Origin of the sequence: Leeuwenhoekiella aequorea, from assembly GCF_004104375.1 — a bacterium.
Taxonomy (GTDB): Bacteria; Bacteroidota; Bacteroidia; order Flavobacteriales; family Flavobacteriaceae; genus Leeuwenhoekiella; species Leeuwenhoekiella aequorea.
This window is the reverse complement of sequence record NZ_QOVM01000008.1, coordinates 1-15,963: the sequence shown is the minus strand read 5'-3', so window position 1 is coordinate 15,963 and position 15,963 is coordinate 1. Positions and strand designations below refer to the sequence as shown.

General features: G+C 36.8%; 9 protein-coding genes. 4 read left to right on the top strand and 5 right to left on the bottom strand.

What is annotated here, in order from left to right; all coding sequences use genetic code 11:
- Window positions 1-10: 10 nt before the first annotated feature.
- Window positions 11-1,180: a GAF domain-containing sensor histidine kinase gene (locus DSM00_RS14675; RefSeq protein ID WP_128758734.1), complete on the bottom strand. Its 1,170-nt coding sequence runs from the start codon at window positions 1,178-1,180 to the stop codon at window positions 11-13.
- 284 nt (window positions 1,181-1,464) lie between these two features.
- Between DSM00_RS14675 and DSM00_RS14670 the strand changes: the two genes are divergently transcribed.
- Window positions 1,465-1,713: a hypothetical protein gene (locus DSM00_RS14670; protein WP_128758733.1), complete on the top strand. Its 249-nt coding sequence runs from the start codon at window positions 1,465-1,467 to the stop codon at window positions 1,711-1,713.
- 84 nt (window positions 1,714-1,797) lie between these two features.
- Here the strand turns inward: DSM00_RS14670 and DSM00_RS14665 are convergent, their stop codons facing one another.
- A complete protein-coding gene (locus DSM00_RS14665; RefSeq protein WP_128758732.1) occupies window positions 1,798-2,490 on the bottom strand; it encodes an SGNH/GDSL hydrolase family protein in 693 nt (230 codons plus the stop codon).
- 35 nt (window positions 2,491-2,525) lie between these two features.
- Window positions 2,526-3,974, bottom strand: coding sequence for a Gfo/Idh/MocA family protein (locus DSM00_RS14660; RefSeq protein WP_128758731.1), 1,449 nt, complete (start codon window positions 3,972-3,974; stop codon window positions 2,526-2,528).
- Window positions 3,975-4,155: 181 nt separating this feature from the next.
- Between DSM00_RS14660 and DSM00_RS14655 the strand changes: the two genes are divergently transcribed.
- Window positions 4,156-5,127, top strand: coding sequence for a bile acid:sodium symporter family protein (locus DSM00_RS14655; RefSeq protein ID WP_128758730.1), 972 nt, complete (start codon window positions 4,156-4,158; stop codon window positions 5,125-5,127).
- A gap of 6 nt (window positions 5,128-5,133) precedes the next feature.
- Here DSM00_RS14655 and DSM00_RS14650 read toward each other — a convergent pair whose 3' ends face one another.
- Entirely contained in the window at window positions 5,134-6,561 is a 1,428-nt protein-coding gene (locus tag DSM00_RS14650) for an exonuclease domain-containing protein (RefSeq protein ID WP_128758729.1), read from the bottom strand.
- Window positions 6,562-6,694: 133 nt separating this feature from the next.
- Window positions 6,695-7,708, bottom strand: coding sequence for a class 1 fructose-bisphosphatase (gene fbp, locus DSM00_RS14645; RefSeq protein WP_128758728.1), 1,014 nt, complete (start codon window positions 7,706-7,708; stop codon window positions 6,695-6,697).
- Between the two features lie 285 nt (window positions 7,709-7,993).
- On the opposite strand from fbp, the gene DSM00_RS14640 reads away from it, so the two are divergent.
- Complete coding sequence (locus tag DSM00_RS14640; RefSeq protein WP_128758727.1) at window positions 7,994-9,283, top strand: NAD(P)/FAD-dependent oxidoreductase; 1,290 nt, start codon at window positions 7,994-7,996, stop codon at window positions 9,281-9,283.
- Between the two features lie 512 nt (window positions 9,284-9,795).
- The coding region (locus DSM00_RS14635; RefSeq protein WP_128758726.1) for an Ig-like domain-containing protein at window positions 9,796-15,963 on the top strand (6,168 nt) is incomplete at its 3' end.

Sequence of the window (15,963 nt, the reverse complement as noted above, 5' to 3'; positions counted from 1 at the left end):
AACTTAGGTCCTACTCAACAATAGGAATCTGAATTTGAATTTTTGTTCCATTATTTTTCTCGCTTTCAATCGACATTATTCCTTCTAAGTTTGCTACTAGTTCTTTTACAAACAATAGTCCCATTCCATAACCTAATTCACCAGAGGTGCCATTTTTATGTACAGATTGGGTATTTAAAATAGAATTAACCTGTGATTGTGTCATTCCAATTCCTGAATCTGCTACAGTAATAGAAAGGATTTTTCTTTGTTCTGAGTTTGTTATATTAAGCGCTACTTCAACTTGTTCTTGTGATTGAGTAAACTTTATCGCATTTGCAATTAGATTGCCCACTAGAGGCAATAAGTTTCGCTTAGGAAACTTTAAAGGATTAGACTCCGCATTTATTGAAAGAGAAATTCCTTTTGATTTTGCCTGCGGTGCATATAAATCAGTTAACTTTTTACCTAAAGATTCAACTGTAAATGTAGCTTCGTCTACATGTGTAGAACCAAAATTGTCATCTTTTAAGATATCGCTGGTTAATTGGAGAATACCTGCAGCAGCGGATGAAATCGAATCGACGATTTCCTTGATTTCAGTTTTTGATAAATTCTCATAATCTATGTGTTCGACAAGTTGAGATATACCGCTCAACGGACTTCTAATATCGTGGGCGAGTCTTAGTTTAATAAGTTTTTCATCATAGATAGATTGCTTTGCCTTTTGTAATTCGTATTTTAATTCGAGTTGTTTTACAATTTGTTTAGCAATTATATGTAGCTGCTGAATCTGTGCTTCAGACAGGTCTTCGATATGTTTACTACCTACACAAAGTGTTCCTACTGCGATATTATCATTAAGTTTAAGCGGAATACCATAATAGAATTTGTATCCCTCTTTTGTGACAAATGATGACTGATTGAACCGCGGATCTAAATCGACTCTGGACTTAAAGTCAGTATCTTCTTGAATCGTGATATTGCAAATAGAATCTTCACGATTCATTTGAGAAAATTCGTTACACGAACTTGCAACTGTCCACTGCGTATAGTTATCGATTAAATTAACCTCAGAAAGTTCGGTGCCTGCAACTTTTGCCGCTAAGGTGCTAAGCGGACCAAATTCATTGCGCAAAGCCTCGTAGTCCAGATCTAAGTCTGCCAATTTCTGAATGCGTACAATATCTTTGGGTATCAATTCTTTAAGTTTTAGGGGGGGCTAAAAGTACTATATATTAGAAGTTAAACTATACATTTTCTACTCATTAAAATTAATTTAACAATCAATTTTGTGCGCCTCGTATTGTGATATTTTAATCGAATTTATCTAGATTTTAAGGCCTCATTTACGAATTATTAGAGGAAACGCGAGGTTTAATTTTAAAAGGTCTAAATATAAACTACTGATATTTAGTTATTTATACTGATTCTCCATCATCTAATTCGTAAATTCAAGATAATTAACTCAAAAAGTGTAATAAGATGGCAATCAGACTCGGTAATAGTTGTTCGAATTGTGAGAATCTTTTGGCAACAAATCAATGTAAAATTCACGGGGTACAAGTAAATGCAAATTATACCTGTGATAGTTTTACTATGATGCAGGCTTTAAAAAATGATCCTAATTGTACTACATGTACAAGATTTCATGGCCCTACTTGTGCAAATCCTTTAAAGGCAGCTCCAGAAATGCTTTGTTCACATTGGGCCCCTCAAAGTGGTGCGGCATAATTTGATGATAATCCATATGAAAAGCCGAATATCAATATTCAAACTGGTATTCGGCTTTTTAAGTTATGTAAAGTTCTGAAATAGCTACTTTTTTAAAGCAGATTCAATAGCTTTTAGCGCCAATGGTTCCATAACCTTATAGCCTGCTAGCGTAGGGTGAACACCATCATAAGAAAGCGGATCTTTAATACCGAAAGATGCATTAACCATTGCGGAATAATAATCGAGATATATAAACTCTTTACGTTCAGCATATGCTTGAAGTTGGTTATTGATTCTTTTAATGGGCTCTATTGATTTCACTTCGGGTTTCCAGGGATATTTTGCAGCAGGTAAAATCGAAGCTATAATAACTTTTATAGAATTGGCTTCAGCTAATTCTGCCATCGAAATTATATTACCCACAATCTGTGCTTCAGTCATAGGTCCTGTGTTTCCGGCAATATCATTTGTGCCGGCCAATATAACAACTACCTGTGGATTTAAATCAATTACATCCTGCCTAAATCTTAATAGCATTTGTGGTGTTGTTTGACCACTAATTCCACGTCCTACAATATTGTTTTTAGTGAAAAAATCAGGATCATTTGTAACCCAACCCTCCGTAATTGAATTCCCCATAAAGACTACCCTCTTCTGAAGGTTACTAGTACTATCTATCATTTTATTGGCTTCAGTATACTTATTAAGATTTGCCCAATCCTGAGCATTTGCTCTAAATAAAGAACCAAAAGTAATAAGAAACAAATACATTAAAAGGCGAAGTTTTCTATTCATAATAGGGTGTTGCATTGCGTTACAGTTATTACTATTTATAATGTGTAGCCTTCGCGATAATTACGTTTTACAAATTGGTTTGCTTCCTCAAAATTAGTAACACGCATAGCTTCAGAATCCCAAAGCATTTCAATGTAGCGGCCTGGATAATCAAATCGTCCATCGCTACGTTCTTTACGCACATCAAAACCGCGTATGGCTAAATTGGCTATAAGTAATGTTTCAGTCAAAGGACCTGCTACGCTAAATGGCGAGCTCACTTCTTTCTTTCCGTAGCCGGCAAGTGAAGCTTCTACCCATTGCGCATAATGACCGTTAGCACCTCCTGGAACTCGCTCGTACTTCTCAGCAACCTGAACTTGATCTGTTTTTGAAGTAGGGATGAGACGTGGGTTTTCAGAATAGGTACCACACATCATTTTACTTTTTGTACCTATAAACAACACACCATTTCCTCCATCTCCAAAAACTTCATTGGGACCCAGTTCTTCAGGACGTGCCGGTTGTATTCCACCATCCATCCAATGTAATTTTACATCGCCTTTTGTTTTATCTGTTTGTGCAAAAGTCATAGTGACATGACTAGATGGAGGGCAAGCTTCTGGGAAGTAACCACGCTTAAACTCATCTACATATACACTTCCTACGCTACATTGAACATCTTTAGGATATTTAAGATTTAATACACGAATAGGAACCTCTACAAGATGACATCCCATATCTCCTAAAGCACCTGTGCCATAATCCCACCAGCCTCGCCAGTTAAAAGGAACCAATCCTCCTACATAATCTTTGTATGGAGCCGTACCTAACCACAAGTCCCAATCTAATTCGCTGGGAACAGGAGCAGCTGTTTTAGGCCACGGGATCCCCTGAGGCCATACAGGACGATCTGTCCAACAATAAACTTCTTGAATATCACCTATAAGTCCTGCATCAAACCATTCGCTCATAATACGCGTACCATCATTAGAAGCGCCCTGATTTCCCATTTGCGTAACTACTTTATATTTTTCAGCAGCTTTGGTTAATTGTCGCGCTTCATAAATATCGTGAGTAAGCGGTTTTTGTAGATAAATATGCTTACCAGATTTCATAGCAGCTATTGCAGGAGCTGCGTGATTATGGTCTGGAGTTGCAATGGAAACCGCATCAAAATTCTTCTCTTCTTTATCAAGTAGTTCTCGCCAGTCTTTATAATATTTAGCTTTAGGAAAACGAGCTCTTGAATTTGCAGCTCTACGATCATCAACATCACATAAGAAAGCGATGTCTGCTTTGCCAGAATCTGCAAAACTTTTAATATCACTTTCTCCTTTACCGCCTACACCTATTCCTGCAATCAATAGTTTATCACTGGGAGCCGTAAATCCTACACCACCTAGCACGTGACGCGGAACAATAGATATTCCTATAGATGCCAACGATGCTTTTTTGATAAAATCTCTTCTGGGTGTAGAGGCTGTTTTGGAGTTTTCTTTCATTATTCTGAATATTTTAGTTTTTGGAATGAAAAGTTATGCATTTTCTGATGTTTTTTTGTCACATCAATAAAAATTTATAATTATTACATTCTTACTATATAGATGATCGCCTCCAATATATTTTCAAAACTTCTGATATAACTTTGATCGATGAATAGCGAGTTAATTTTTAAATATGAATATGGCGATAAAACCTGATAAATTTGTTCTTTCAATTATTGCAGTATTAGTGGTTTCATATCTCTTTCCAGATTGGGGAGTTCAAGAGGACTTGATACCTATCAATCTAATTACTACAATTGGAGTTTCATTAATTTTCTTTTTTTATGGCGTAAAGTTGAGTCCGTCAAAATTAAAAGAAGGTTTAAGCAACTGGAAGCTTCACGTACTTATACAGGCTTCAACATTTGTAATATTCCCTTTTTTAGTTTTGCTTACTAAGCCATTAATAGCTACTGAATCTCAAGAAATAATATGGCTTGCATTCTTTTTCTTGGCAGCGCTGCCATCTACTGTGAGTTCGTCTGTGGTAATGGTGTCAATAGCAAAAGGAAATATTCCTTCGGCAATATTTAATGCGAGTATTTCGGGACTTATAGGTATACTTCTTACACCCTTGTGGATGGGACTTTTTGTAGATCCTGCTCAGAGTGATTTCAATTTTACAGATATATATGTAAAACTTATCATTCAGATAATTTTACCAGTAGTTTTTGGGATGTTATTGCAAAGAAATTTAAGCGATTTTGTTCAAAAACACAGCTCTAAACTAACCCTATTTGATAAGGGAATTATCTTGCTTATAATTTACAAGAGTTTTGCAGAATCGTTTTCTGAGAATTTATTCAGTACGGTTTCTGTTATAGATCTAAGTCTTTTATTGTTAGGTGTTATTGTATTATTTGTGTGTGTTTTTCTAATTACAAGTTATGGGAGTAAGCTTTTAGGGTTTAATACCGAAGATCAAATAACGGCTCAATTTTGTGGTACCAAAAAATCACTGGTGCACGGTACTGTTTTCTCTAAAATACTCTTTGGCAATATGGCAACTTTAGGAATTATACTGTTGCCACTTATGTTATTTCACGCATCACAAATTATGATCATAAGTACGATCGCGTCTCGATATGCAAGAAGACCAGAAGCTATTTGATGAAAACTAAGAAACCCAGCGCTCAAAAATGTCATACTCAAAAACAGCTTCTTTTTGTAATTGTATTTTTTCAATATTTGCTGACATCGTTAAATACCTACTTATAATACGATCTGCATAAGCTGAACTCTTTTGAGGAATTAATTGGTTTGTAAAATCTTCAACCTTGGTTATATTTTCAGTAGATTCTATAAAACCGTAACCGGCATATTTGCCTTGTTTCAGATAAATAAAAGATTTCTCCTCTGTGGTTCTTCCTTCAGTAAGAATGAGACAGGAGTCATCATAGGTACTAATAAATTCAAAAGCTTCGGCGACTCTTTTGTTGTATGTAACAGGGTCTATTTCTTCTTTGCAAAAACCGCTACAGTCTTTGATTTTATAATGATTGCATTCTCCATTATTTTGCTGTAAGCTGCAGTATTTAGGACATAAATTATAAGTCTCGCAAATTGATTCTAAAAAAAATATAGCTTCTTCACGCGTGTAGAATTGCATCCAACTTACCGGAGCTATTTTATTTTTATGAAGTGCAAATTGATGTATTCCTTTTTTATTTAAATAGGAGGTAAGCTTATATGGTTTTGCAGGATTTTTTTGTGCTTTATTAAATTTTGGATAATATTTTAAAATGAGTTCGGCTTCCCTGAGAAGAGCAAGAAGTTCACTGCCAGTACGTTCATAATCTATAGTATGGGTATCTTGTAACAATGCATATTTACGATTGCTTTTCTCTCTAAAATGCGATAATACTCTTTTCTGAATGTTGATAGCTTTGCCAATATACAGCGGAGTGCCCTTTTTATCTTTGAAGAAATACACACCTGCAGTTGTAGGTAAATTTTCAAAATCTGAAGATTTAAAATGAGGCGGTAAATAAGATTCTTTAGAATTTCTATTTAAAAACCCCGAAATCACATCATAATCCGGATCAAGTTCTAAACAACGTTTAAACAATAGTACGGTTGCTTCCGTATCTCCTTGGGCGCGGTGTCTGTCGCGATGGGGAATGTTTATAGAAGTACAAAGATTTCCGAGGCTGTAAGAAAATAATCCCGGAATCAATTTTTTAGATAAGCGGACGGTGCACAGTCGTTTACGATTAAAGTCTATCCCTGCAGATTCAAATTCAGAGCGAACAACATTATAGTCAAAACCCACATTGTGCGCAACAAAAATACAATCACGAGTGACTTCATTTATCGCTGATGCTACTTCTTCAAATCGAGGAGCATGGGCAACCATCGCATCATTAATTCCTGTTAGTTTCTCTATATAATAGGGAATATCACGCTGTGGATTAATTAAGCTTACAAAACGATTAACCTCTTCACCGTTTTGCAGAACAATGATACAAATCTCCGTAATTTTATTATCCTTTATTCCGCCACCTGTAGTTTCAACATCTATGATGGCAAACTTCGCTTCTTCCATAACTCAAAATTAAGATATTCTGAAATGCTAAAGAAGGAAAATATCCACATTAACGGAAATTATCCGATAACGTAATGGTGGGTTTATATTTTATAAAAAAAATCCGGAGTAGTAAGCTACTCCGGATTTTCATTTAATTGGTTTTTTCTTCGTTAAGAAACCACTCTATTTTTTCAACTTCAGTTTTACAACCACAGTAGAAAGGAGCGCGCTCATGAAGCTCTGTCGGGATGCGTTCCATAACACGGCCGTATCCATCTGAAGCTTTTCCGCCGGCTTGTTCTGCTAAGAAAGCCATCGGGTTACATTCATATAAAAGTCTCAGTTTTCCTTTAGGAGAAGTTGTTCCGGTAGGATATAAATAAACTCCACCAAGTAGCATATTTCTGTGAAAGTCTGCCACTAAAGAACCAATATATCTTGATGTAAAAGGTCTGTTTTCTTCTTCATTTAACTCTTGCGTCCATCGTATGAATTTTTTAATTCCCTGCGGAAAGTGTACGTAATTACCCTCGTTGATAGAATAAATGCGTCCAGATTCAGAATGTTTCATATGAGGATGTGATAAGAAAAATGAACCTATCCCAGGATCAAAAGTAAATCCGTGGGTGCCATTACCTGTAGTATAAACCAGCATAGTCGATGTCCCATAGATAAGATAACCCGCAGCAACCTGGTTAATTCCCGGTTGAAGAAAATCTTCTAGGGTTACCGGAGTTCCTACCGGGCTTATACGTCTGTATATGCTGAAGATTGTTCCCACAGTGATATCTACATCGATATTAGAAGAACCGTCTAGTGGATCAATTAGAACTACATAATTTGCATTTTTGTGCTTTTCTTCATTAAAGACTAAAAAATCTTCCAACTCTTCTGATGCTAATCCGCAAATTTCACCACGATCTTTGAGAGTACTTATAAACATATCATTTGCAAGAACATCTAGTTTTGCTTGTGATTCTCCCTGTACATTTTCTTGACCGGCTTTACCTCGAATTTCGGCAAGTCCCGCTTTGTTAATTTCCTGATTTACCATTTTTCCGGCTAAACGAATAGCACTTAAAAGAGAGCTAAGTTCTCCCTTTGCATATGGAAAATCTTTTTGATTCTGAATAATAAATTCACCTAGTGTAGTGTGTCTTTCCATAATGTATGGTGGTTGTCTTAAAAGGGCTGATTATTAAGTTAATGATTGCAAATTACAATAAATTACCTCTTTATGAGGTCGAAAATTTATCAATTTAGTATCAAATTAATATGCTATTCTAACTTATGTATAAGGTATTTTGAGATATCCGTAGCGTATATGTAATTACCTCCTAGGTCCTTAACCAGTTATTTTGAATACATAACTAAATTCAACCCTAATTTTGACATAAATACGATATCGTTCTGCCTTAAAACTTTTAATTTTCAGAATTATTTATAAGATATGAGTAAACGAGTAGTAGTAATAGGAGGAGGATTTGCAGGAATTAATCTTGTGAAATATTTAATTAAATCTTCAGACTTTGAGGTTACTCTCGTAGATAAAAACAACTACAATTTTTTCCCACCACTCTTATATCAAGTATCAACCGGCTTTTTAGATCCTTCCAGTATAACATTTCCTTTTCGGAATCTTTTTAGAGGAAAGCAAAACTTTAGATTTAGAATGGGGGAGTTGCTTGAAGTAAAACCAGAATTAAAACAAATAGTATTAGATACTGGTAAATTATCTTATGATTATCTGGTGATGGCAACAGGAACCCAAACCAACTTTTTTGGCTTAGATCAATGTCAGCGTTATGCCATCCCTATGAAAACACTGGAGGATGCTTTAGAAATGCGTAATTTGTTACTCCAACGTCTGGAGCAGGCTACCAGAATAAATGATAAGTCAGAGCGATTACCGTACCTTAATATGGTTATCGCAGGAGGTGGGCCTACCGGAGTTGAAATTTCGGGAATCTTTGCCGAATTACGCAATAATACCATCCGTAAAGAATTTCCCGAACTTATAGGATCGGGATCAAAAATTTATCTTGTAAATGGGGGAGGAGAACTGCTTTCACCTATGAGTAAGAAAAGTCAGGAATACACGTATAAAAAGCTGCAGGATATGGGGGTTGAGATCTTATTAAATACTCGTGTTGTAGATTTTGATGGTGAGAAAGTAATGATGAAAGATGGATCGCATATTTATAGCAAAAATCTTATATGGGCGACAGGTGTAACTGGTTATAAATTTCAAGGTATACCCGATGAGGTTTATAAACGCGGTAACCGTATAATGGTTGATGCTTATAACAGAATTACGGGTCAGGAAGCGATATACGCAATAGGAGATTCATCGATTTGTTATGCAGACCCGAGTTTTCCTGAAGGGCATCCTCAGTTAGCCCAAGTAGCTATGCAACAAGGTGTATTACTAGCAAAAAATTTAAAAAGACAAAATTCTAATAAGCTTCAGATTCCATTTATTTATAAAGACCGTGGATCAATGGCTATTATAGGAAGCAATAAAGCCGTGGCAGATGTGCCTAGTCCACGATTACATCTTAACGGATTTATCGCTTGGGGAGCTTGGCTATTTGTTCATCTATTTGCATTAATTGACTATCGCAACCGGGTACGTACCTTTTACAATTGGTCTACTGAATATTTAACCAAAAACCAAGATTTACGTCTCATTATAAGACCCAAAAAGAGTATTTCATCGACCGATGATTCTAAAGGTTAATTCTCTTCAAGTAACCTTTAACAAATAATTCCTACAAATAAATTCTTACAAAAATTAAACTTCAGAAGAAGCGCTTACACTTTTTTTGAGTTATATAATTATTGTATTATATACATATATTATAAAAATTTCTCAGTAAAATTGTGTTTTGTGTCCGATATTCATACTTAAAAGTTGTTATAGTAATTAATTTACACTTGTAAAATATTGCTATTTTTAAGTAATAACATTTAAATATGTGCATTACATCGATTAAATATGTCTTTAAAGGAGTGTTTATGTAATTTTAATATAGAACTATTAAACTCTCATTTATGATTCCAAAATTACAATTCTCAAAGCTAGTGTCAGAATTCTAGTGCATTCTAGAGTTATTTAAGTCCTTCTCCAAATTTCAAAAAAATCCCCTAGACTATTGATTGAATGCTATATGCATTTTCGATCTAAGTTCTTATTGTCAATTTTTTAAGTGAATCACTTTCGTTTAACTCTCATTTTTAAACCTAACTATTATGCAGAACTCTACATTTCAGAAAATAAAAATCAATCTGTTATTTTTCTTGATCTTATTTTCAGTTCCCATTTTGTCAGTATTTTCTCAAACAAGAACATTTGCGACCAATGAATTAGATAGTCAATTTGTGACATCTGTACCGTTTGCAATAGATGGTAATTTAAATACAGAAGCACGTATTCGCGCCTACTCAGGAATTACTGCATTGGGTGTAGTTCTAAATCCTCCTACGATAGGAGTTCTTGAGTTAGGATATGATAGCCCCATTCCCGCCGAAGCTGTAACCTATGTAAAAATAGAAGCCGAAGATCAAATTATAGATGTACTATTAGGTGGAACCCTTGGCGGCTTAGTAGGTGATGTATTAGATATTGTGCTTGGTGGACAACGTCTAGTTATAGAGGCAAAAAACGGAAACACTACAGTATTGACGGCAGACACACGGCAGCCAAATACATTTAATACAAATAGGGTACGCGTTGTAATTGATGCTAACGGTGATTTTTTTATAGCACTTAAACCGAATCAAACTTATTCAAGCATTCGTATTACAAATTCTACAGGAAATGGGCTGTTAGGATTAGGAACCACACGGGATGCATATGTTTCAGGTGCTTTCACTGCATCAGGAAATGCAATTTGTAATGAGCCGGCATTTACTTCATTTCGTTCAAACGGTATTACGCTAGACGCCTTAAGATTAGCTGGAGCCGGAGTTACAAATCCGGAAAATGCAATTGATTCAGATCCAACTACTTTTTCACAGATAAGTTTAGGGTTATTGGCAGTAGCCGGTTCAGTCGAGCAAAATATTTATTTTGAGACACCATCACAACCTGATGAGGATTTTAAAGTAAGCTTGAGAGTAGATCCAACGCTGCTAGCAGTTGGTCTGGCAAACAATATCGAATTAGTAGCATACAACGGCACACAATTAGTAAGTTCTTCAAATCTAACATCTCTTTTAAACTTAGATCTTCTAGGGCTATTACAAAGTAATGCTATTGTACAAGTTCCTTTTGATGTGGCTGGTCCGGCAGATCGTATAGTAGTACGTTATCAATCGTTAGTAAACGCCAGTCTTTTTCAGCGCATAGACCTTTTTGATGTTGCAATAACTTCGGGGATTCCTATTTTAGATAGTGCATCATTAAATGCTGAAGTATGTGTAGGAGAAAGCGCTTCATTAACAGCAACTACAAATACAGCTGGAGCACAATTGAGATGGTATGATAGCGTAAGTGGTGGTAATTTACTGGCCACGGTTAATAGTGGTGACGCGTTTACAACTGATGCTTTAACTGAAGATACCACATTTTATGTGGCTTCATATCTTCCAAGCTGCGCAGAGGAGTCGGGTAGAATTCCTGTCGAAGTTTCTGTTAATCCATTGCCAGAGTCGGGAGATATCACAGTATTAGGACTAGATCTTCCTATATGTATTCCTGAAATTTTAAATATTATACCCACAACTACTTTAGAAGGAAATTTTAAGTATTACTTAGATTCAAACGGAAGTGTAGAAATAACTAATGGTCTGGTTGATGGAGATCTAACGTATGAAATAAATGCCGAAGGTGAATTAGAAATTAAAGGTTTGACGGGAGCAAATACCCCTACGCAAATCTATATAAGTCTTGTGGATGCGGTTACCGGCTGTGAGAATGCACCTGGTGATCTAAAGGTCGTAGAAATAACCTTAAATACAGGGCCACAACCTACAATTGCATTAGATCCAATAACCGGTGATGGAATTATTAATAAATCGGAGTCTTTAGGACCAGTTGCTGTAACTGGTACTGTAGGAGGAGATGCGCAAGTGGGAGATCCTGTAACAGTTACTGTAAATACTTTTGAGTATGATACAACAGTTCTTGCAGGATTAACTTTTACAGTTAATGTTCCCGGGAATCAGCTTATTGGTGATACAGATTTAACGATTGAAGCTGAGGTTACGGCTACAGAACTGCTATGTCAAACAACAGTTTCAACCAGTATTACCTATCTACTAGATGTTGTAGCACCAACAAAACCTACCGTTGAATCTCAAATTACAAATAATACCACGCCAACAATTACAGGAACTCTGGATTCTGTTGATGAGATTTCTGTCACAGTAAATACAGTTACGTATTTAGAAGGAGATGGTGATTTAACAGATAATGGAGACGGTACCTGGACATTAATTATTCCTTCAGGAAATGAAATTCTTGATGGAACCTACAATGTGGTGGCGACTGTTACAGATGCTGCAGGAAACACAGCTAGTGATGATACTACAAATGAACTAATCATTGATACCATAGATCCTACCATTCCTACGGTCTTTCCACAAATAACTAGTGACACTACACCTACAATTATGGGTACTGCAGATTCAGTTGATTTAATTGAAGTTCGTGTAAATTCAATTACTTATTTAGAAGGAGATGGTAATTTAGTAGACAATGCTAATGGGACTTGGACACTAATTATACCTGTAGGAAATGAATTAGCAAATGGTATATATGATGTTACAGTTACAGCTGTTGATTTAGCAGGAAATAGCTCGAGCGATATTACGCTTAATGAGTTGATTATCGATAATACCATTCCTACAACGCCAACAGTAGTACCGCAAGTAACTAGTAATACAACGCCAACAATAACTGGAACTGCGGATAGCGATGATGTCCTTACCGTTACAGTAGATGGTGTAATTTATACCGAAGGAGATGGGAATCTTACCGATAATACCGATAATACTTGGACGCTAGTAATACCTGCAGCTTTAACTGATGGTATATATGATGTTAAAGCAACCGTAGTTGGCATAGGTGGAACAGCTACAGATGCAACTATAAATGAACTTACCATCGACACTGTAGCACCCACAGTTCCAACAGTTGATGAACTTATAGCAAACACTAGTACACCAACAATCACAGGAACCTTGGATTCTACTGATGAGATTTCAGTAATAGTAAATTCTGTTACTTATACAGAAGGTGATGGTGATTTAACAGATAATGGCGATGGCACGTGGACTTTAGTTATTCCAGTAGGAAATGAAATTCCAGATGGTACGTATGATGTTGAAGTAACAGTAACCGATGCTGCGGGTAATACTGCTAATGACGCAACAGTGGACGAACTTATCATAGACACTGTAGCACCAACAGTTCCAACAGTTGATGAACTTATAGCAAACACCAGCACACCAACAATCACCGGAACATTAGATTCTGCTGATGAGATATCTGTTACTGTAAATACTGTTACCTACACAGAAGGAGATGGAGATTTAGTTGACAATGGAGATGGCACTTGGGAATTAGTTATTCCGGTAGGAAATGAAATTCCAGATGGTACGTATGATGTTGAAGTAACAGTAACCGATGCTGCAGGCAATACTGCTAATGACACGACAGTTGATGAATTAACAATCGACACTGTAGCGCCAACCGCTCCAACGGTAGATCCTCTTGTAGCAAATACAGCTACTCCAACTATCACGGGTGCCTTGGATTCTGCTGACGATATTTCAGTGATTGTAAATGGAGTTACTTATACAGAAGGAGATGGAGATTTAGTTGACAATGGAGACGGCACCTGGGAATTAGTCATTCCAGTAGGAAATGAGATTCCTGATGGCACTTATGATGTAGAGGTAACGGTAACTGATACTGCGGGTAATACTGCTAATGATGCAACAGTAGACGAGTTAATTATCGATACCGTAGCACCAACAGTTCCAACAGTTGATGAACTTGTGTCAAACACCAGCACACCAACAATCACCGGAACATTAGATTCTGCTGATGAGATTTCTGTTACAGTAAATACTGTTACTTATACAGAAGGTGATGGTGATTTAACAAATAATGGCGATGGCACGTGGACTTTAGTTATTCCAGTAGGAAATGAAATTTCAGATGGTACGTATGATGTTGTAGTAACAGTAACTGATGCTGCGGGTAATACTGCCAGTGATGCAACTGTAGATGAGTTAATTATCGATACCGTAGCACCTACAGTTCCTACCGTTGATGAACTTGTAGCTAATACAAATACTCCAACTATCACGGGTACCTTAAATTCTGCAGATGAGATATCTGTTACTGTAAATACTGTTACCTACACAGAAGGAGATGGAGATTTAGTTGACAATGGAGATGGCACTTGGGAATTAGTTATTCCAGTAGGAAATGAAATTCCAGATGGTACTTATGATGTAGAGGTAACAGTAACTGATACTGCAGGAAATACTGCCAGTGATGCAACAGTAGATGAGTTAATTATCGATACCATTGCACCTACAGTTCCTACAGTTGATGAACTTGCGGCTAACACCAGTACCCCAGTAATCACGGGTACTTTAGATTCTGTAGATGAGATTTCTGTCTTAGTAAACGGAGTTACCTACACAGAAGGCGATGGAGATTTAGTTGATAATGGAGACGGCACCTGGGAATTAGTTATTCCGGTAGGAAATGAGATTCCTGATGGTATTTATGATGTAGAGGTAACGGTAACTGATACTGCAGGCAATACTGCCAGTGATGCAACAGTAGACGAGTTAATTATCGACACCGTGGCACCTACAGTTCCTACCGTTGATGAACTTGTAGCAAACACCAGCACACCAACAATCACCGGTACTTTAGATTCTGTAGATGAGATTTCTGTCTTAGTAAATACTGTTACTTATACAGAAGGTGATGGTGATTTAACAGATAATGGCGATAGCACGTGGACTTTAGTTATTCCAGTAGGAAATGAAATTCCAGATGGTACTTATGATGTAGAGGTAACGGTAACCGATGCTGCGGGTAATACTGCTAATGACGCAACAGTGGACGAACTTATCATAGACACTGTAGCACCAACAGTTCCAACAGTTGATGAACTTATAACAAACACTAGCACACCAACAATCACGGGAACATTAGATTCTGCTGATGAGATTTCAGTAATAGTAAATACTGTTACTTATACAGAAGGAGATGGAGATTTAGTTGACAATGGCGATGGCACGTGGACTTTAGTTATTCCAGTAGGAAATGAAATTCCAGATGGTACTTATGATGTAGAGGTAACGGTAACCGATACTGCAGGTAATACAGCTAATGATGCAACAGTAGACGAGTTAATTATCGATACCGTAGCACCCACAGTTCCAACAGTTGATGAACTTGCGTCAAACACCAGCACACCAAAAATCACCGGAACATTGGATTCTGCTGATGAGATTTCTGTTACAGTAAATACAGTTACTTATACAGAAGGTGATGGTAATTTGAAAGATAATGGAGACGGCACTTGGGAATTAGTCATTCCAGTAGGAAATGAAATTCCAGATGGTACGTATGATGTTGAAGTAACAGTAACTGATGCTGCAGGCAATACTGCTAATGACACGACAGTTGATGAATTAACAATCGACACCGTTGCACCTACAGTTCCAACAGTTGATGAACTTATAGCAAACACCAGCACACCAACAATCACGGGAACTTTAGATTCTGCTGATGAGATATCTGTTACTGTAAATACTGTTACCTACACAGAAGGAGATGGAGATTTAGTTGACAATGGAGATGGCACTTGGGAATTAGTTATTCCGGTAGGAAATGAAATTCCAGATGGTACGTATGATGTTGAAGTAACGGTAACTGATGACGCGGGTAATACTGCTAATGATGCAACAGTAGATGAGTTAATTATCGACACTGTAGCACCAACAGTTCCAACAGTTGATGAACTTATAGCAAACACCAGTACACCAACAATCACGGGAACATTAGATTCTGTAGATGAGATTTCTGTCTTAGTAAACGGAGTTACCTACACAGAAGGTGATGGCGATTTAACAGATAATGGAGATGGCAGTTGGGAATTAGTTATTCCAGTAGGAAATGAAATTCCTGATGGCACTTATGATGTTGAAGTAATGGTAACTGATGACGCGGGTAATACTGCTAATGATGCAACAGTAGATGAGTTAATTATCGACACCGTGGCACCCACAGTTCCAACAGTTGATGAACTTATAGCAAACACCAGCACACCAACAATCACGGGAACATTAGATTCTGCTGATGAGATTTCTGTCTTAGTAAACGGAGTTACCTACACAGAAGGTGATGGCGATTTAACAGATAATGGAGATGGCAGTTGGGAATTA